This window comes from Nonomuraea gerenzanensis, from assembly GCF_020215645.1.
Classification (GTDB): Bacteria; Actinomycetota; Actinomycetes; order Streptosporangiales; family Streptosporangiaceae; genus Nonomuraea; species Nonomuraea gerenzanensis.
On the sequence record NZ_CP084058.1, the window covers coordinates 1,150,004 to 1,167,205 of the forward strand.

General features: G+C 70.8%; 22 protein-coding genes. 13 read left to right on the top strand and 9 right to left on the bottom strand.

The genetic code is table 11. From position 1 onward, the window contains the following. Nucleotides 1-54: 54 nt before the first annotated feature. The 3 genes from LCN96_RS05855 to LCN96_RS05865 are packed head-to-tail and all read right to left on the bottom strand — an operon-like array spanning nt 55 to nt 3,653. Nucleotides 55-975 (bottom strand): carbohydrate ABC transporter permease, encoded by a 921-nt coding sequence (locus LCN96_RS05855; RefSeq protein ID WP_225271545.1) that lies wholly within the window; start codon nt 973-975, stop codon nt 55-57. After that, the gene (locus LCN96_RS05860; protein WP_225271546.1) at nt 972-1,961 is read right to left on the bottom strand and encodes an ABC transporter permease; all 990 of its coding nucleotides are present in this window, start codon (nt 1,959-1,961) and stop codon (nt 972-974) included. The genes LCN96_RS05855 and LCN96_RS05860 overlap by 4 nt, the downstream gene beginning before the upstream one ends. A 57-nt stretch (nt 1,962-2,018) precedes the next feature. Beyond that, on the bottom strand, nt 2,019-3,653 hold the full coding sequence (locus LCN96_RS05865) for an extracellular solute-binding protein (protein ID WP_225271547.1): 1,635 nt from the start codon (nt 3,651-3,653) through the stop codon (nt 2,019-2,021). A 180-nt stretch (nt 3,654-3,833) separates the two neighbouring features. Between LCN96_RS05865 and LCN96_RS05870 the strand changes: the two genes are divergently transcribed. From LCN96_RS05870 to LCN96_RS05920, 11 genes are all read left to right on the top strand, one after another. Next, nucleotides 3,834-5,045 (top strand): ROK family transcriptional regulator, encoded by a 1,212-nt coding sequence (locus LCN96_RS05870; RefSeq protein ID WP_225271548.1) that lies wholly within the window; start codon nt 3,834-3,836, stop codon nt 5,043-5,045. 98 nt (nt 5,046-5,143) lie between these two features. Beyond that, on the top strand, nt 5,144-7,915 hold the full coding sequence (locus LCN96_RS05875; protein WP_225271549.1) for a glycoside hydrolase family 3 protein: 2,772 nt from the start codon (nt 5,144-5,146) through the stop codon (nt 7,913-7,915). Next, entirely contained in the window at nt 7,912-8,916 is a 1,005-nt protein-coding gene (locus tag LCN96_RS05880; protein WP_225271550.1) for a LacI family DNA-binding transcriptional regulator, read from the top strand. The genes LCN96_RS05875 and LCN96_RS05880 overlap by 4 nt, the downstream gene beginning before the upstream one ends. A gap of 142 nt (nt 8,917-9,058) precedes the next feature. Further along, nucleotides 9,059-9,529 carry a gas vesicle protein GvpJ gene (gene gvpJ, locus LCN96_RS05885; RefSeq protein WP_225271551.1) on the top strand — a complete coding sequence of 157 codons (471 nt, stop codon included), beginning with the start codon at nt 9,059-9,061 and terminating at the stop codon, nt 9,527-9,529. A gap of 5 nt (nt 9,530-9,534) precedes the next feature. Further along, the gene (locus LCN96_RS05890; RefSeq protein WP_225271552.1) at nt 9,535-10,338 is read left to right on the top strand and encodes a GvpL/GvpF family gas vesicle protein; all 804 of its coding nucleotides are present in this window, start codon (nt 9,535-9,537) and stop codon (nt 10,336-10,338) included. Between the two features lie 14 nt (nt 10,339-10,352). Continuing rightward, a complete protein-coding gene (locus LCN96_RS05895; protein ID WP_397351855.1) occupies nt 10,353-10,577 on the top strand; it encodes a gas vesicle protein GvpG in 225 nt (74 codons plus the stop codon). A gap of 2 nt (nt 10,578-10,579) precedes the next feature. Next, nucleotides 10,580-10,876, top strand: coding sequence for a gas vesicle protein GvpO (gvpO, locus tag LCN96_RS05900; protein WP_225271554.1), 297 nt, complete (start codon nt 10,580-10,582; stop codon nt 10,874-10,876). Between the two features lies 1 nt (nt 10,877). Continuing rightward, nucleotides 10,878-11,222, top strand: a complete 345-nt coding sequence (locus tag LCN96_RS05905; protein ID WP_225271555.1) for a gas vesicle protein — start codon at nt 10,878-10,880, stop codon at nt 11,220-11,222. Further along, on the top strand, nt 11,215-12,006 hold the full coding sequence (locus LCN96_RS05910) for a GvpL/GvpF family gas vesicle protein (RefSeq protein WP_225271556.1): 792 nt from the start codon (nt 11,215-11,217) through the stop codon (nt 12,004-12,006). Before LCN96_RS05905 ends, LCN96_RS05910 begins: the two co-directional genes overlap by 8 nt. After that, on the top strand, nt 12,003-12,197 hold the full coding sequence (locus tag LCN96_RS05915; protein WP_225271557.1) for a gas vesicle protein: 195 nt from the start codon (nt 12,003-12,005) through the stop codon (nt 12,195-12,197). Before LCN96_RS05910 ends, LCN96_RS05915 begins: the two co-directional genes overlap by 4 nt. Beyond that, the gene (locus tag LCN96_RS05920) at nt 12,198-12,527 is read left to right on the top strand and encodes a gas vesicle protein K (RefSeq protein WP_225271558.1); all 330 of its coding nucleotides are present in this window, start codon (nt 12,198-12,200) and stop codon (nt 12,525-12,527) included. It abuts the gene before it with no gap. Here LCN96_RS05920 and LCN96_RS05925 read toward each other — a convergent pair. From LCN96_RS05925 to LCN96_RS05940, 3 genes are all read right to left on the bottom strand, one after another. Next, entirely contained in the window at nt 12,481-13,080 is a 600-nt protein-coding gene (locus LCN96_RS05925; RefSeq protein ID WP_225271559.1) for a DUF6506 family protein, read from the bottom strand. The genes LCN96_RS05920 and LCN96_RS05925 overlap by 47 nt on opposite strands. A 394-nt stretch (nt 13,081-13,474) precedes the next feature. Beyond that, nucleotides 13,475-13,984: an NUDIX hydrolase gene (locus LCN96_RS05935; protein ID WP_225271560.1), complete on the bottom strand. Its 510-nt coding sequence runs from the start codon at nt 13,982-13,984 to the stop codon at nt 13,475-13,477. After that, a complete protein-coding gene (locus LCN96_RS05940; protein ID WP_263657440.1) occupies nt 13,981-14,490 on the bottom strand; it encodes a GNAT family N-acetyltransferase in 510 nt (169 codons plus the stop codon). Before LCN96_RS05940 ends, LCN96_RS05935 begins: the two co-directional genes overlap by 4 nt. Nucleotides 14,491-14,599: 109 nt before the next feature. Between LCN96_RS05940 and LCN96_RS05945 the strand changes: the two genes are divergently transcribed. Further along, the gene (locus LCN96_RS05945) at nt 14,600-15,193 is read left to right on the top strand and encodes an AAA family ATPase (protein ID WP_225271562.1); all 594 of its coding nucleotides are present in this window, start codon (nt 14,600-14,602) and stop codon (nt 15,191-15,193) included. Between the two features lie 58 nt (nt 15,194-15,251). Here the strand turns inward: LCN96_RS05945 and LCN96_RS05950 are convergent, their stop codons facing one another. Then, nucleotides 15,252-15,566 (bottom strand): hypothetical protein, encoded by a 315-nt coding sequence (locus LCN96_RS05950; RefSeq protein ID WP_225271563.1) that lies wholly within the window; start codon nt 15,564-15,566, stop codon nt 15,252-15,254. A 168-nt stretch (nt 15,567-15,734) separates the two neighbouring features. On the opposite strand from LCN96_RS05950, the gene LCN96_RS05955 reads away from it, so the two are divergent. Then, on the top strand, nt 15,735-16,094 hold the full coding sequence (locus tag LCN96_RS05955) for a hypothetical protein (RefSeq protein ID WP_225271564.1): 360 nt from the start codon (nt 15,735-15,737) through the stop codon (nt 16,092-16,094). A 58-nt stretch (nt 16,095-16,152) separates the two neighbouring features. Here the strand turns inward: LCN96_RS05955 and LCN96_RS05960 are convergent, their stop codons facing one another. Continuing rightward, nucleotides 16,153-16,587, bottom strand: coding sequence for a RidA family protein (locus LCN96_RS05960; protein ID WP_225271565.1), 435 nt, complete (start codon nt 16,585-16,587; stop codon nt 16,153-16,155). Next, nucleotides 16,587-17,198, bottom strand: coding sequence for a TIGR03086 family metal-binding protein (locus tag LCN96_RS05965; protein ID WP_225271566.1), 612 nt, complete (start codon nt 17,196-17,198; stop codon nt 16,587-16,589). Before LCN96_RS05965 ends, LCN96_RS05960 begins: the two co-directional genes overlap by 1 nt. Between the last annotated feature and the right edge of the window lie 4 nt (nt 17,199-17,202).

Consider the following 17,202-nt stretch of genomic DNA (forward strand, 5'->3'; position numbering starts at 1 on the left):
CGGGGGCGGGCTGGGGTTGGGAGAACGCCCGAGCGGCCAGCGAGGACCGTGCTTTCAGCCCTTGACGGCGCCCACGATGACGCCCTTGGTGAAGTGCCGCTGGACCAGCGGATACATGATGAGAGCAGGGATGACGGCGATCACCACGATGGCCATTTTGATCGCCAGGGTCGGAGGCGCGTCTCCCGTCACCCCGGCTGTGGCCGCCGGCAGGGGGTTGGAGTCCACGACGTACTGGCGCAGGATCAGGGCCAGTGGCCACTTCCTGGTGTCGTCCATGTACAGCATCGCGTTGAACCACGCGTTCCAATACCCCACCGCGTAGAACATCGCCACCACAGCCGTGACCGCCTTCGACATCGGCAGCACGATCCGCACCAGGATGCGAAACTCCCCGGCCCCGTCGATGCGGGCACTGTCCAGGATCTCCTGCGGGATGTTCATGAAGAACGACCGCAGCACCACCACGTTGAACGCCGAGACGGCCGTCGGCAGGATCAACGACCAGTAGCTGTCCTTCAGCCCCAGCCCGCTCACCATCAGGTACACGGGAATGATCCCGGGAAAGAACACGAACATCAGCAACACGCTGAACAGCAGCGGCCGGTGCAGGAACGAGCCGGGGCGCGACAGCGAGTACGCCCCCAGGACGCTCACCCCGGCGCTGATCAGCGTCCCCACGACGGTGACACCCGTGCTGACGAGCACGGCCCGGCTGACGACCGTGTCGGAGAAGATCTGCCGGTACGCCTCGAACGTGATCCCGTCGGGCACCAGCACGAGCCCGCCCGCGCGGGTGACGGTGGCGGAGGAGCTCAGGCTGGTCAGGACGATCGTGTAGAGGGGGCCGAGCACGGCGACGAGGATGAGCGTGATCAGGGTGCCCTTGCCGAGCTGGCCGATGGGCGAGGGGCGTTCCTCCCACGGTGCCAGCCGCGAGGGTTTCCGCGAGGTCAGCGTGGTCAGCGTGGTCATGATCTCGAATACACCCCTCGTTCGCCGAGCGCGTGCGCGACCCGGTTCGCCGCGACGATGAGCAACAGGCCGACCAGGCCCTTGAACAGCCCGGCCGCCGCCCCGTACCCCAGGTCTCCGGTACGGATGCCCGACCAGTACACGAACGTGTCGAAGACCTCGGAGGCCTCGCTGCCGACGGCGCTGCGTTGCAGCATGAACTGTTCGAAGCCGACGTTCAGCGCGTCGCCCAGGCGCAGGATCAGCAGCAGGACGATCACCGGGCGCAGGCCGGGCAGTGTGATGTGCCACATGCGCCGCCACCTGCGGGCGCCGTCCACGGCGGCGGCCTCGTACAGGTTCGGGTCGATGGTGCTGAGGGCGGCCAGGAAGATGATCGCGCCCCAGCCGGCGTCCTTCCAGATGGTCTGCGAGGTGAGCAGCAGGATGAACGTGTCGGAGTTCGTCATCAGGTCGACGCCCTCGTAGCCGTTCGCCCGCAGGGTCTGCGCGAGCAGGCCCGCACCGCCGAACATCTGCTGGAAGACGGCGATGACCAGCACCCAGGAGAAGAAGAACGGCATGTAGACCACGCCCTGCACGAACGCCCTCAGCCTGGCCGAGACGATGCTGTTGAGCAGCAGCGCCAGCATGATCGGCACGGGGAAGTAGAAGACGAGCTGGAAGGCGGTGATGGACAGGGTGTTGGTGATGGCGCGGATGAACTGCGGGTCCTGGAAGAGCAGCGCGAAGTTGGTGAAGCCGATGATCGGGCTGCCGAGGATGCCGTCGGTGTACGGGTTGTAGTCCTGGAAGGCGATGATGTTGCCGAGCGCCGGGATCCACCAGAAGGCCACGACGATCAGCAGCATCGGCAGGTTCATCGCCAGCAGCGGCCAGTCCCCGCGGAGTCTGGCCCGCCAGGTCGGGCCGTTCTGCTTGGTGGGGGTGGTCGATGGGGATGGGGTCCGTCCGGGGGAGCGCCGCCGCGTGGTCACGGCGCCCACGGCAATCCCTCCACCCCGGTCCGCTGCATGCCCCTGATCGTGTTCATGGACAGCTCCTCAAAGCCGGCCGTTCTCACGCGCGACCTTGCTGTAGAACTCGCGCGCCTCGTTCCCGCCCTGCTCCTGCCACTCCTTGACGATCTTGGGCCACTCGGAGATCGGCCGCTTGCCGCGGAAGATCTCCTGCATCTTGTCCTCGGTGGGCACGGTCAGCCCCGCCATCTTGGCGGGCTTCTCCACGCGGATGCCCACGAACGGGTCGTTGTCCAGGATCTTGGACGCCTTGGTCTGCCAGTCGTAGGAGGCCTGGACGAGGCCGTCGTACTGGCTCATCGAGTTCGCGTTGGGCCGGCCCGACAGGAACAGGTAGGTGGGCGCGACTTCCTTGCGGCCGAGCGCGGTCTGCTTGACCTTGCCGTCCTCGACCGTGTAGTGCTTGCCCTCGACGCCGTTGTAGCACAGCTCGTACTCCTGGGTGCCGAACGGCCCGGAGGCCCAGTTCGACAGCGCGAGCAGCTCGCGGGTGCGGGCGTCGCCGAGGCCCTTCTTGATGAAGACGAACATGCTGGCGGGCTCGTTGCGCCACATGATGGGCGTGCCGCCGGCGTGTGCCGGGTACGGGTCGACGATCTGCATGTCGAAGTCGGGGTTGTCGGCCTGGAAGCGGCCCAGGGCCTCGTGCCAGGCGCCGAGGCCGTCGCGGTAGACGATCATCTCGCCGCTGCCGAAGATGGCCTTGTTGTCGGCGTCCTTGTTGGCCACGATGTCCGGGTGCACGTAGCCGGCCTCGAAGAGCTTGGTGACGAACTCGATGGAGGCGGCCCACTCCTCGGTCTCGTACTTGTAGATGAGCGTGCCGTCGCTCTTCTTGCGCCACTCGCGGGGCGCGCCGAAGGCTCGCTGGAGCTCCTGCTCCATGCCGCCGCCGAACGCCCAGCGCTTCTTCTTGGCGTCGGTGATGGCCTTGCCGAGCGCGAGGAGGTCGTCGCCGCTCTTGGGGTGCTCCAGGCCGAGCTGCTTGAGGATGTCCTGTCGGACGAACGTGGCGAACGGGTACGGGTCGTTCTGCCAGGGGATGCCCTGGAGGACGTTGCCGAAGACGCCGTACTGCCAGGCGGCCGTGTCGTAGTTGGCCAGCAGGGGGAACTCCTTGGCCTTGTCCCCGGCCAGGTAGGGGGACAGGTCGGCGAAGAGCTTGTTGGCCGCCTCGGTGAAGTGGCCGATCTTGACCAGCTCCCACTCGGGGACCATCACCATCTCGGGCACGTCGCCGCTGGCCAGGACGGTGCTGAGCTTCTGCCCGTAGGTGTTGCCGTCGGAGATGTTGAAGCGGACCGTGCCGCCGAGGCGCTTGTTGACCTCCTCGTAGTAGGAGTTGTCGCCGAGGCCGGGCGGCACCGTGCCCCACAGCGGCGTCATCGCGGTCACCTCCTTGCCGCTGGTGAGCGGCGGGGTGGTGACGGCCTGCACCATCTGGGCCGGGCGGGTCAGGAAGCCGGGCTGGACGAACTCGCTGCCGGGCAGGTCGGGCTTGAGCCCGGGGATGTCGAACGGGATCCTGGTGGGGACCAGGCTCTTGAGCTTGTCGGCCGCCACGGCGGTGCCCTGGGAAGCCTGTCTCTTCTCGGCGCAGCCCGCCACCAGAACGCTCGCGCCGACCAGGCCGAGGAACCCGCGGCGAGTCGTGGACATGGGCATGGCTCGCTCCCTTCTCCGAGTGGGGATGGCCTACTAACAATTAGTTGGTATTCCGGCCAAACAAATTAGTAGACTGTGACCGTACCCACAAGTGAGCGCGGTGGTCACAGGTTGGTGAAGGGAGCCAGCGATGCGGCATGCTGGGGTCATCTCTTGGCGGGAACGGGGCTGATATTGATCACTTCTACGACCGGTCCTCAGCCGGCCGACTTCGCCGACGTACGAGCCACCAATCTCGCCGTCGTGCTGAGGTTCGTCCGCGAGCACGCGCCGTGCTCGCGCGCCGACATCGCGGCCTCCACCGGGCTGAACAAGGCCACGGTCTCCAGCCTGGTCGCCGACCTCATCGACCGCCGGCTGGTGCGTGAGACCGGGCTCACGGAGAACCGGGTCGGCAGGCCGGCCACGATGCTCGTCCTCGACGGCTCTCCGTACGCCGCCATCGGCGTCGAGATCAACATCGACACCGTGTCGGCCGTGGCCACCGACCTGGCGGGGGAGCGGCTGCTGACGTGGCGGCGCTCGTTCTCGGGCGGCGACTCGGTCAACCAGGGCGTGGCGGGCGTCGGCGCCATCATCAGGCGCGTGGTCAGCCGCATGGCCAAGGAGGAGCGCCAGGTGCTCGGCCTGGCCGTGGCCGTGCCGGGGCTGATCGACGTGCAGGGCACCGTACGCATCGCGCCCAACCTCGGCTGGCATGACGCCGACCTCGGCGGCGATCTGGCCAAGGCGCTGCGCGACCCCGGCTTCCCCATCCAGGTCGACAACGACGCCAACCTCGCGGCCCTGGCCGAGCAGCGGTTCGGCGCGCACGCGGGCGCCTCCGACCTGGTCTACCTGACGGGCGAGCTGGGCGTGGGCGCCGGCATCATCCTCGACGGGCGGCTGCGGCGCGGCGGGCGCGGCTACAGCGGCGAGATCGGTCACGTGCAGCTCGACCCCGACGGCCCCGTCTGCCGCTGCGGCCGGCGGGGCTGCCTGGAGGCCATGGCGGGAGTCGGCGCCGTGCTGCGCAGGGACCCGTCACCGGCGGAGATCCAGGTCGAGATCGAGGAGGTCGTCCGCCTGGCGCGGGCCGGCGACGCGGCCACCCTCGGCACGCTCGCCGAGGTGGGCCGCAGCCTGGGCAGGGGGGTGTCGATGCTGGCGAACCTGCTCAACCCCGAGGTGGTGATCCTCGGCGGCTACTACGTCCCGCTGGCGCCGTGGCTGCTGCCCGCCGTCCACGAGGAGGTGGGCTCGCGCGTGATCGCCTCGGAGGCCGGTGGCTGCCAGGTGGTGGCCTCGACGCTGGGGTACGACGCGGCCGCGCTGGGGGGTGCGGCGAGGGTGCTCGACTCCGTCGATTCGGGAAGATTGCCCGGAGGATTGTCGCGAATCCCTTGACCTTGGTCACGGGGACGTGCACCCTTCAGTCAACCCACCGAAATGTCCGCGTAACTTCCCCAGGCCGGTCGTCGAAGCGCTTCGACACTCTCAGAGGGATGATCATGCAACAACCCCCCTTCCGCGACCCAGCGGCCCCGCTCAGAGACCGGATCGACGACCTCATGAGCAGGCTCACCCTTGAGGAGAAGGTGGGCCTGCTGCACCAGTACCAGGCCCCCGTCGAGCGGCTGGGGCTCGGCGCGTTCCGCACGGGCACCGAGGCGCTGCACGGCCTGGCCTGGCTCGGCCCGGCCACCGTCTTCCCGCAGGCCATCGGGCTGGCCTCGACCTGGGACCGCGACCTCGTGCGCCGCGTCGGCGAGGCGACGGGTGACGAGGTCCTGGCCTTCCATCACAAGGATCCCGCCGGGGCGGGGCTCAACGTGTGGGCGCCCGTGGTCAACCCGCTGCGCGACCCGCGGTGGGGGCGCAACGAGGAGGGGTACTCCGAGGACCCGTGGCTGACCTCGGTCATGGCCACGGCCTACGCGCGCGGTCTTGGTGGGAGCGCTCCCGAAACTCTGAAGACCGCCCCGACGCTCAAGCACTTCCTGGCCTACAACAACGAGACCGACCGCTGCACGACCTCCAGCAACCTGCCGCCCCGGGTGCTGCACGAGTACGAGCTGCCCGCCTTCCGCGGGCCGATCGAGTCGGGCGCGGCAGTGGCCGTGATGCCGTCGTACAACCTGGTCAACGGCCGGCCCGCGCACCTCAGCCCGCTGATCGGGCGGGTGCTGCGGGAGTGGGCGCCGGACGACCTGCTGGTGGTCAGCGACGCGTACGCGCCGGGCAACCTCACCGGGCTGCAGGGCTACCACGACACGCTGCCCGAGGCGTACGCGCACGCCGTCAAGGCCGGGATCGACAGCTTCACCCAGGACGACGACCGGTCCGAGGCCACGCTCGGCCACCTGCGTGACGCGCTCGCGCGGGGGCTGCTGGCCGAGGCCGACGTGGACGCCGCCGTGCGGCACGCGCTGTCGATCAGGTTCCGGCTGGGCGAGCTCGACCCGGCGACGCCGTACGACGACATCACCGACAGCGTGGTCAACTGCCCCGAGCACCAGGCGCTGGCCAGGGAGGCGGCGCGGCGCTCGTTCGTGCTGCTGGAGAACGACGGCCTGCTGCCGCTGCGGGACGTCACGCGGCTCGCGGTGATCGGGCAGCTCGGCGACACGCTCATGGAGGACTGGTACAGCGGCACCCTGCCGTACGCGGTCACCGCCCGCGCCGGGCTGGCCGAGCGCTGCGAGACCACGTTCTGCGAGGCCGTGGACCGGGTGACGCTGACCGCCGACGCGGGGCCCGTCACGGCCGACCCCGCGGGCGGGTCGCTGAGCGCGGGGGCTGCCGAGCCGGGGCTGTTCGACCTGTTCGACTGGGGTGGCGGCGCGTACGCGCTGCGGGCCGTGGCCACCGGCCGGTTCGTGTCGGCGGACGGCACGACGCTGGTCAACGACCAGCCGGGGCCGAACGGGTGGGAGGTGCGCCAGACGTTCCGCATGGAGGAGCGCCCGCGCGGCACGCTCGCCCTGCGCCACATCTCGACCGGCTGCTACGTCGGCGTGGCGGAGGACGGCGTGCTGCGCCTGGTGGACGACGCCGACCAGGCCGCGTGGCTGGCCATGGACGTGGTCAGGAGCGGCACCGACGAGGCCGCCCGCCTGGCCGCCGAGGCCGACGTCGCGGTCGTGGTGGTCGGCGACCACCCCCTGGTCAACGGCCGCGAGACCGAGGACCGCATGACGCTGGCCCTGGCCTCCGCCCAGGACGCCGTGGTCCGCGCCGTGCGCAAGGCGAACCCGCGTACGGTCATGGTCGTCTCCAGCGGCTACCCGCTCACCTGGACCGAGGGCGAGCTGCCCGCGGTGCTCTGGTCGGCGCACGGCGGCCAGGAGTACGGCCACGCCCTGGCCGAGGTGCTGTTCGGCGACGCCGACCCCGAGGGCCGGCTCACCCAGACCTGGTACCGCTCCGAGCAGGAGCTGCCCGACCTGCTCGACTACGACATCATCGCCTCCGACGCCACCTACCAGTACTTCCGCGGCGTCCCCCTGCACCCCTTCGGCCACGGCCTGAGCTACACCACCTTCGGCTACGCGGACCTGCGCGTGCGAGTGACCGGCGAGAGGCTGGAGGCCGAGGTCACGGTCACCAACACGGGCACCCGCCCCGGCGTCGAGGTCGTGCAGTTCTACACCCGCCAGCAGCGCTCGCGGGTCAAGCAGCCGCTGCGCCGGCTGCGCGGGTTCGAGAAGGTGCGCCTGGAGCCGGGCGAGAGCCGCACCGTCGAGCTCCGCCTGCCGGTCGCGGACCTGGCGTTCTGGGACGTCACCAGGGGCAGGTTCGTGGTGGAGCGCGCGCCGCACCAGCTCATGGTCGGCCGCAGCGCCACCGACCTGCGGCTGAGCGCCCGCTTCGAGGTCGAGGGCGAGGTCGTCCCGCCGCAGCGGGGGCTGCTGCGCGCGGCGGACCACGACGAGTACGACGCGATCACGTTCGTGGACGAGACCAGGCAGGACGGCGACGCGGTGCGCTCCGACGCCGAGGGCGCCTGGATCCTGTTCCGCCAGGTGGACCTGACCGGCGCGACGACCTGCGTGGCGACGGCGGGCAGCACCGAGGGCGGCATGCTCACCATCCGCCTCGGCGACCCACTCTACGGCCGGCCGGTGGCCGCGTTCCCGGTGCCGCGGACCGAGCGGTACGACTATCACACCATCACGGCCTCGCTCACAGGCGTGGACGGGGTGCACGATCTCTATGTGGTCTTCGAGAACGAGGGCGTGACCCTGACGGCAGCCCGCTTCGGAGCAGGGGCTTGAGCGGGCGCACGGTCACGATCGCGCAGGTCGCCAAGCACGCGGGCGTGGCCGTGAGCACGGTCTCCTACGTGCTCAGCGGCAAGCGGACGATCTCGGCCGACACCAGGCGGCGCGTGCTCGACAGCATCAGCGCGCTCGGCTACCACCCCAACGCCGGCGCCCGCGCCCTGGCCAGCAAGCGCTCGAACGTGATCGCGCTGGTGCTGCCGCTGCGCGCGGGCATGCACGTGCCGGTGCTGATGCGCTTCGCCAGCGCGGTCGTCACGGCCGCCCGCCGCTTCGACCACGACGTGCTGCTGCTGACCGCCGACGAGGGCACCGCGGGCATCCGCCGGGTGGCCGCGAGCGCGCTGGTGGACGCGCTGGTGCTGATGGACGTGGAGCTGGACGACCGCCGGGTGCCGCTGCTGCGCGAGCTGCCCGAGCCCAGTGTGCTCATCGGCTTTCCCGCCGAGCCCGCCGGGCTGACCTGCGTGGACCTCGACTTCGCCGCCGCGGGCGCGCGCTGCGTGACGCATCTGGCCGAACGCGGTCACGAGGAGATCGCGCTGCTCGGGGCTCCCTCGGTGGTGTACGACCGGGGGACCGGGTTCGCCACCCGCACCAGGGAGGGGTTCGTGGAGGCGCTGGACGATCACGGGCTCAAGGGTGCCGCGCTGCCGTGCGAGGAGACGTTCGACGAGGTCTACGAGACGGTCCGCGATCTGCTCCTCGACCGTCCCGGGCTGTCCGGCCTGGTCGTGCACAACGAGGCCGCGGTGAGCCACGTGCTGGCCGCGCTGCGCCAGCTCGGCCGCCGGGTGCCGCAGGACATGGCCGTGGTGGCGATCTGCCCCGACGACGTGGCCGAGCGGGCCGGCCCGCCGCTCACGTCCGTGCTGATCCCGGCCGAGGAGGTGGGCAGGGAGGCGGTCCGCCTGGTGATGGAGAAGCTGGAGGGCCGTACGGTGCCCGAGTCCACCCTCCTGGCGCCGCAGCTGGCCGTCCGCGCCAGCACCTGAGGCAAACCCTCGCGGGCGCCAAGTTTGCGGAGAGCAATCGAGCGCAAGCGCATAGTGTGCCAAATCTGCCGGTTTTTACGTCTTATGTGGTTCCTCGTCCCTTTTTCGCGGGCAGGCTCGCGGGAAGCAAGGGGGAAACCACATGACTACGTCTGTGCAACCGGCGTCAGCCGGACAAATGGGCGGTCACGGCCCCACGGGCTTGGCCGACGTCATCGACACCATCCTCGACCGGGGGCTGGTGATCGACGCCTACGTCCGGGTGTCACTGGTCGGGATCGAGATTCTGACCATCGACACGCGCGTCGTCATCGCCAGCGTCGACACCTACCTGCGCTTCGCCGAGGCGGCCAACCGGCTGGACATGGCCCAGAGCGAGAAGGGCCTGCCCGAGGTCATCAGTGAGGCCAAGGGCGTGCCGAGCCAGGACAAGACCAAGGAAGTCATCCAGGGCGTGGTGGAGGCGGCGGGCGACACGCTGCACGAGCTCACCGGCAAGCAGAGCGATCCCGCCGCCGAGGCCGCCATGGACGACGAGCCCGAGGTCTCCGTGGAGCAGCAGCGGCCCGCCCCGCCGCGCAGGAAGATCCGGCCGAAGCGAGAGGAAGAGTAAGCACCATGGGACGCTCTACGAAGGTATCCGGCGCCTCCGTGCCCAAGCAGGCCACTCGTCAGAGCCAGAACCTCGGCTCCTACGTCTACGGCATCGTGCCCGCCGGCACCAAGGTGCCCGCGGACGTGCAGGGGCTGGGCGACCCGGCGGGCAAGGTCAGAGTCATCGAACACGAAGGAATCGCGGCCCTCGTCAGCGACGTCAACGTGGACCAGCCCCTGGGCAGGCCGGGGGACTTCCTGGCGCACGAGGGGCTGCTCGACGCCGTGGCCGCCGAGGGAGCGGTGCTGCCGTTCCGCTTCGGCGGCGTGCTGGCCAGCGCCGACGCCGTCGTGGAGGAGCTGCTCGCCCCGCACCACGACGACTTCGCCTCGGCGCTGGAGCAGATCAAGGGGCACACCGAGTTCGTCGTCAAGGGCCGCTACGACGAGCGGACCGTGCTGGCGGAGATCCTCGCCGAGAGCCCGGAGGCCCAGGGCCTGCGGCAGGCCATCAAGGGCAAGCCGGAGGACGCCACGCGCAACGAGCGGATCCGGCTCGGTGAGATCATCACCGCCTCCGTCGAGGCCAAGCGCGCCATGGACACCCAGATGCTGCTCGACGGGCTGTCCGGGCACTACATCCAGGCGTCCCTGCGCGACCCCACCCATGAGTGGGACGCCGTGCACGTGGCCCTGCTCGCCAAGCGGGACGGCCAGAAGACCCTGGAGAAGGCGATGAACGAGTTCGGCGAACGCTGGGCGGGCCGCGTGGACATGCGGCTGCTCGGCCCGATGGCGCCCTACGACTTCGTCATCGCCCAAGGCTAGGGAGGTGAACGCTCGTGGGCCTGGTAAGCGGCATTTTCACCTGGCCGATGTTGCCCGTGAAAGGGCTCGTCCGGCTCGCCGAGATGATCCAGGACCAGGCCGACCGGGAGCTGCGCAATCCCGCCGCGGTACGCAGGCGGCTGGAGGAGATCGAGGCGGCGAGAGCGGCCGGCCAGATCACCGAGGAAGAGGAGAGCCAGGCAGTCGAGCGCGTTCTGCGACTGGCGACGGGGAGGTGAGGATGACCAGCAAGGAGAGTGCCGTCGCGGAGCCGTTGGACGCCGTGACGGCCGGTGGGGTCGGCCTGCGGCACATCGTCGATCTGACCACCAAGCAGGCCGAGGGCATCACCTCGGTGGAGCCGGCCGACGACGGCTGGCTCGTCAACGTCGAAGTCATCGAGGACCGCCGGATCCCCTCCTCCGGCGACATCCTCGCCGTTTACCAGGCTCAGCTCGACCAGGGGGGCAGATTGTTGTCATATCGAAGAACACGGCGCTACCGGCGCTCGAACGCCGACTCGAGCGAGGCGTTCTGAGATGGACAGAATCTCGCCGTCCGGTCCCGCGATCCGCCCGACGTACGGCGCGGGACCCGCCAACCGGGAGCCGGCCAACCTCGGCGACATCCTGGAACGCGTGCTCGACCGGGGCATCGTGATCGCCGGGGACATCCGGGTGAACCTGCTGGACATCGAGCTGCTCACGATCAAGCTGCGGCTGCTGATCGCCTCCGTCGACACGGCCAGGGAGCTGGGCATCGACTGGTGGGAGCACGACCCGTACCTGTCGGGCCGGGACCGCGACAGGGAGCTGATGGCGGAGAACCGCCGCCTGCGCCGCCGCCTGGCCGCCGTCGAGGGGGGTGAGGAGGCCGATGCCTGACCTGACCTACCTGTACGCGGTCGCCCGCGAGTCGCTGTCCTGCCCGTCGGGCGTGGCCGGCAACCCCGTGCGGACCATCGCCCGCGCCGGGCTGGTGGCCTACGTCAGCTCGGTGCCCGCCGAATTGTTCGGAGCCGAGCCGCTGCGGCGCTCGCTGGAGGACCTGGACTGGCTCGGGGAGACGGCCCGCGCGCACCATCGCGTGGTGGACGCCGTGGCGGCGGTCACGACGACCGCGCCGGTCCGGCTCGTCACGGTGTACGAGGACGACGCCCAGGTGGCGGAGCTGCTCGAACGGCGCTCGGTCGCCTTCGGCGACGTGCTCGCGCACGTCACGGGGCGCAGGGAGTGGGGCGTCAAGGCGTACACCAGCCCGGCCGCCGCCGCGGCCCAGGCCGCCGACCCGGACCACGCCGACCAGCGCGGTGGTGCCCGGACGTGCGGGGGCGACGGGCAGGCGGGGCGGCCGGGGACCGCGTACCTGCAGCGCCGCAGGGCCGGCCTGCGCGGTCGTGAGCAGGTCCGCAGGCAGGTGCTGCAGCGCGCCGACCACATCCACCGCGCGCTGTCGGCGCTGGCCGCCGCCGGACGCCGGCACCGCCCCCAGGACCCGCGCCTGTCGGGCCGCCACGACTGGATGTTGCTGAACGGTGCCTACCTGGTGGACGAGGCCAGGGCCGGGGAGTTCGCGGCGCTGGCCGGGGAGCTCGGCGGTGACGGGGTGGAGATCAGGGTGACCGGCCCCTGGGCGCCGTACTCGTTCACGGTCATGGAGCCGGCGTGAGACGCGACGTGTCGGTCTACGAGGAGCTCCCGCCCGAGCGGGTGGCCCTCGTGGACCTCCTGGACCGGCTGCTGGCGGGTGGTGTCGTGGTGACCGGCGACCTGGTGCTGTCGATCGCCGACGTCGACCTCGTGCACATCTCGCTGCGCACCGTGCTCGCGTCGGTGGACGAGTACGGAGGGATCCTGTAAGTGGACGTTCGCGCGGAGAGCCCGCAGGTCGGCGAGGGGCAGAAGGTGGACGCTCCGCGCTGGCGCGTCGCCGCCGACCCCGAGACGGTCGAGCGTGACCTGTCGCGGCTCGTGCTCACCCTCGTCGAGCTGATCAGGCAGCTCGTCGAGCGCCAGTGCGTGCGCCGGATGGAGCAGGGCGACCTGACGGACGAGCAGATCGAGACGCTCGGCGTCACCCTGATGCGGCTGGAGGGCGCGATGGCCGACCTGCGCGAGCGCTTCGGCTTCGCCCCCGAGGACCTCAACCTCGATCTCGGCCCCCTGGGGACGCTGCTGCCCACGCAGTGACCCCCACGGGCACGCTCCCGTCCACGGCCGCGATGACGGGCGCCGCCGCGTCAGGCCCGGGCCCGCCGTACAGCTCGATGAGCTGCAGCTCACCGGCCATCCTCCCGGCCACCTCGGCCGCCGCCGCCTCGTCGGGCACCGCCACGAAGGTCGTCCTGCCGCCTTCGTCCCTCTTCCGCACGACCCGGTCCGCCTCAGGGTCGGCCCCCTCGTGGACGATGAGGAACGCCTCCGACAGCGCCTGCCCCGCCTCGAACCGCTCCTTGTACGACGCGACGCCGGCCAGCGACTCGAACCCGTAGTAGATCGCGCCGACCTTCGCCTGCCCGCCCGCGGCCCGCCGGGCCCTCGCGTGCCACACGGCACCGAACCCGCCGCACAGCTCGATGCGATCGACCCCCTCGCCGATCAGCTCGGTCACCAGGGTCTCAAGCTGGGCGGGCTCGGCGACGGCGCGCACCCGGGTGCGCCCGTGGTCGTCGCCGACCGTCAGGACGTCGGCCCGGGGGTCGGCCCCGGCCTCCTCGTAGATGATCACTCTGTTCTTCGTCATGACTCCAGGCTGCTACCTCGACCAAGGTTGAGGTCAAGCTTCCCGCGTGGCCGGGCCCGGATAGTCGAGTCCGGCCGAGCCGCACGGTGCCCAGACCGAGAACCCGAACTCCGCCTCCGGGTGAAAGAGGGGTGGCAAGACGGAAGAAACGGAGCCCGACCTCGGTGCCGGAGAAAGAGGTTGACGACGTGGTGGCGGAGACGTTCCTGGCGGCGTTCCGGCGGCTCGGCAGCTACGCCCCCGCGCACCGCGACGCCAGGCCCTGGCTGTACGGCATCACCGCCGACCTCATCGGCGAGCACCGCCGCGCGGAGATCCGGGCGTACCGGGCGCTGGCCAGGACCGGCGTGGACGAGGTCGCGGAGAGTTACGCCGGCCGGGGGCCCTCCCGCGATCAGGCCGCCGGGCCGTCCAGCAGGTGCCAGGGCAGGACGATCGGCGCGGCCGGCACCTCACCGGCCGTGAGCCGCGCCACCAGCGGGCCCAGCTCCCGCGGCACGACCGGCTCCGCGCAGGTCGCCAGCCCGGACGGCGTCCACCACTGGAACCGGTCGGTCACCTCCCGCTCCTCCTCGTCCATCCCGGAGGTGTCCACCTCCAGCCCCGCCGGCACCCGCAGCATGAAGTAGGAGTCGCGCGCGTGGAAGCGCCGCCCGTCCAGGGTCCAGCCGCCCTCGCTCGTCGCCACCACCGGCCCGAGCGCCTCGGGAGTGACGGCGTACCCGAGCTCCTCCCGCAACTCCCGGGCGGCGGCCTGGCCCGCGCTCTCGCCCGGGTCGACGCCACCCCCGGGCGTGAACCACGCGTACGGCGCGTCCTCCACCTGCAGCAGCCGCCCCCGGTAGAGCAGGATCCGGCCGGCGGGATCGACGAGCAGCACCCGGGCCGTCTCCCGCGTGATCACGCGGTGGTCATCTCGACGGTGAGTGCCCAGCGCTCGTGGTCCCGCCAGGCGCCGTCGATGAACTGGAAGTTCGGCGAGTACCCCTCGCGCTGGAAGCCGACCCGCTTGATCAGCCGCAGGGAGGCGGCGTTGTCGGGCTGGATGTTGGCCTCCAGCCGGTGCAGCCCCATCTCGCCGAACGCGTGCCCGACCAGCAGCCCGAGGCCCTCCGTCATGTACCCGCGGCCGAGGGTGGAGGCGTAGGCGGAATAGCCGATCATCGCGCTCTGGTGGGTGCCGCGGATGATGTTGTTGACGTTCGCCCGGCCCACGATCGCGCCGGTGTCCCGCCGGCAGATCAGGAACCCTTCGTGCACCGGCCCGTCGAACCTGGTCATGTACCGCTCGAAGTCCTCGTACGCGACGAGGGGGCCGCCGGGCATCCACCGGGCGAGCAGCTGCGCGCTCTCCTGGTGCAGGCCGGAGAGCTCCTCGAAGTCGCGCATGCTGATGTAACGGAGGGCCACGCGCGGCCCTTCGGCAAGATAGATCACATCAGCCATTCTGATCGCGCGGCTCGGCGTCCGAGCAGGGCCGCGGCGCGCCATCCTCCCGGTCACCGGCAGGATGGGACTCATGCTCATCGTCATCGGCGGCCTTCCGGGCACGGGCAAGACGACGCTGTCCCGCCTCCTGGCCGAGCGCCTGGGCGCGGTCCACGTCCGCATCGACACCATCGAACAGGCGATCGTCCGCTCGGGCCTGGCCCGGCAAGCCCTCGGCCCGGCCGGCTACGCCGTCGGTTACGCCCTCACCGAGGATCACCTCCGCCAGGGCCTCACGGTGATCGCCGAGTCGGTGAACCCGCTGACGATCACCCGCGACGCCTGGCGGGCGGTGGGGGAGCGGGCCGGGGTGCCGATCGCCGAGGTGGAGGTGACCTGCTCCGACCCCCAGGAGCACCGGCACCGCGTCGCCTCGCGCACCACCGACATCCCGGACCTGCGGCTGCCGGAGTGGGAGGAGGTGGTGGAGCGCGAGTACGAGCCGTGGGAGCGCGACCACCTCACCCTCGACACGGCCGGCCAGACCCCGCAGGCCTCGCTCGCCACCCTCCTGGCTCACCTGAGGCCGATCAGGGCCGGCGTCGCGGCGGCGAGCCGGAGCAGGGCGGACTGGAGCGAGAAGTCGCACACCCGCGGATGGGTGTACAGGGCGCAGCCGAAGTAGAGGATCAGCCCGGCGGAGTGTGTGACACCCGTGCGCACCCGTCTGTCGCGGGAGGGCCTCAGCCCGCGCGCTCGTAGGACACGCGGGCCGCGTAGGGCATGTGGGTGGGGCAGTACTTCGTCGATCTCTGCCCCTTGCTCTTCCACGGGCCCCGGTACACGCTGCCGTACTTCGAGGTGGCGCTCGGCTTGCAGGTGACGACGACCCGGAAGTCCTCGCCGGAGCGGCAGGTGGCCTGGCCGTGGTCGAGGGACCCGGTGCGGTGGACCTTCGTGGTGCAGACCGGCAGCGCACTCGCGGCGCCGGGGTTGGCCAAGAGGAACGTTCCTGCCGCTGCCAGGCTGATCGCGGTGGTGATCGCGAGCCGTCGCATGGGTTCTCCGTCCTGAAGGTGATGGGTACGGGCGACATTGCAGCAGCCGGCGGTATGCGCAGGTATGTCACGACCCCAGCACCACCGCCCTGTACACCACTCCCACCAGCGCGGATCCCGGTCACCGCGCTAGCGAGACGCTAACGCCCCGCTACCCGGCGGCCAGTTTTGGCCGCCGTGGTCGGCGCCGCCCTGGTCGCATCGGCCGTCGTGACGGCGCAGCCCGCGATGGCGAGCGACCTCTCGTGGACCTTCAGCGACGGCGCAATCTCCTACAGGGACAGCACGAACAAGTTCTGCGTGCGGGCCTACGACTCCGAGGGCGCGCGCAAGGTCACGGTGACGGCCACCGGCGGCGGCAGGTCGTGGAGCCTCACGGACCAGAACGACCACTACGACCACCCGGGCGGCACGTGCATCTCCTTGAACGGCCATGCGGAGAACACCAGCGTCACCCTGACCGCCAAGTCCTACTGGGGCGAGCGCGGCACCTGGGTGGGCCGCGGGAGCAGGACCATCACCACCTGACCTGAGCAGGGCCCGCCGGAGACCGCTTCCCTGCGCAGGGAGGCGGTCTCCGCGTCCGTCACCGCTCCTCGCCTCCACCGACCCCTTGAGGCAGGACGGCCACCGCCTCGACCTCCACCAACTGGTCGTTGTACCCGAGCACGGTGACGCCGAGCAGCGTGCTGGGCACATCATGGGCCCCCATGTACGCGCGGTACACCTCCCAGACGGCCACAAGATCGGCCTGCCGCGACGAGGCGACGTACACGGTGGTCTTGACGATGTCGGTCACTGCGGCCCCCGCCCCGCGCAGCGCGGTAGCGAGATTACGCATCACCTGGTGAGCCTGACCGGCGTAGTCTCCCGCCGCCACCGTGTTTCCCTCGGCGTCGAGCGGACAGGCCCCCGCCACCCAGACACACCGCATCGGCGTGTCCGCGACCGCCGCGTAGGCGTACTCCACCGTCTGGGCGAGCTCGGCGCTGCGCACCAGCCTGACACCCGAACCGCCCATCAACCTGTCCAATCCGGCGAACGGCCGAGCACGGCCACGATCCGATCAAGAGCCGACCCACCCGGCCACGGAACCTCCGGCGCGAAGGCCGCACCGGGCACCAGGCGAGCCTCCCCCTGCGGCACGGCCCGCGCCACCGTCGCGGCGGCGTCCAGCACCTCCGCCGGGAACTCCACGGTGACGCCCAGCGTCCTGGCGACGTCCCAGGAGTGCACGACGTAGTCGACCAGATGGAAGCTGATCGCCTGCCGCGCGGTGAACGGCCTGGCACCCACCTCCGGCAACGGAAACATCCGGTCCAGCACCCCTTCGCCCGCGAAGGCCTCCATGACCTGGTGGGCAGCGTCCCGATATACGTGGACGGGATCGTCACCGATGGGCCGCGGCGTCCAGCTCTCCGGATCGCCGTCCCCTCTCGACGCCGCAGCGAACCCACGATGCTGAGCGGTCATGTGGGCCAGCAGACCACCCAGCTCCCAGCCCGCGCACGGCGTAGGCCGGGCCAGATCGGCAGCGGTGGCCCGCCCCACCAACTCGACACTGGTGCGCACCGCCTGCGCATCGAGCGCCACCAGCTCAAGACCGGACGGCAACGCGTCAAGATCAGGCACGGCA

Coding starts and splice junctions, on each gene's coding strand:
- LCN96_RS05960 (WP_225271565.1), bottom strand. CDS start 16,587: ATGGGCGGTTCGGGTGTCAGGCTGGTGCGCAGCGCCGAGCTCGCCCAG.
- LCN96_RS05865 (WP_225271547.1), bottom strand. CDS start 3,653: ATGTCCACGACTCGCCGCGGGTTCCTCGGCCTGGTCGGCGCGAGCGTT.
- LCN96_RS05925 (WP_225271559.1), bottom strand. CDS start 13,080: ATGACGAAGAACAGAGTGATCATCTACGAGGAGGCCGGGGCCGACCCC.
- LCN96_RS05890 (WP_225271552.1), top strand. CDS start 9,535: ATGGGACGCTCTACGAAGGTATCCGGCGCCTCCGTGCCCAAGCAGGCC.
- LCN96_RS05950 (WP_225271563.1), bottom strand. CDS start 15,566: ATGCGACGGCTCGCGATCACCACCGCGATCAGCCTGGCAGCGGCAGGA.
- LCN96_RS05875 (WP_225271549.1), top strand. CDS start 5,144: ATGATCATGCAACAACCCCCCTTCCGCGACCCAGCGGCCCCGCTCAGA.
- LCN96_RS05945 (WP_225271562.1), top strand. CDS start 14,600: ATGCTCATCGTCATCGGCGGCCTTCCGGGCACGGGCAAGACGACGCTG.
- gvpJ (WP_225271551.1), top strand. CDS start 9,059: ATGACTACGTCTGTGCAACCGGCGTCAGCCGGACAAATGGGCGGTCAC.
- gvpO (WP_225271554.1), top strand. CDS start 10,580: ATGACCAGCAAGGAGAGTGCCGTCGCGGAGCCGTTGGACGCCGTGACG.
- LCN96_RS05905 (WP_225271555.1), top strand. CDS start 10,878: ATGGACAGAATCTCGCCGTCCGGTCCCGCGATCCGCCCGACGTACGGC.
- LCN96_RS05855 (WP_225271545.1), bottom strand. CDS start 975: ATGACCACGCTGACCACGCTGACCTCGCGGAAACCCTCGCGGCTGGCA.
- LCN96_RS05910 (WP_225271556.1), top strand. CDS start 11,215: ATGCCTGACCTGACCTACCTGTACGCGGTCGCCCGCGAGTCGCTGTCC.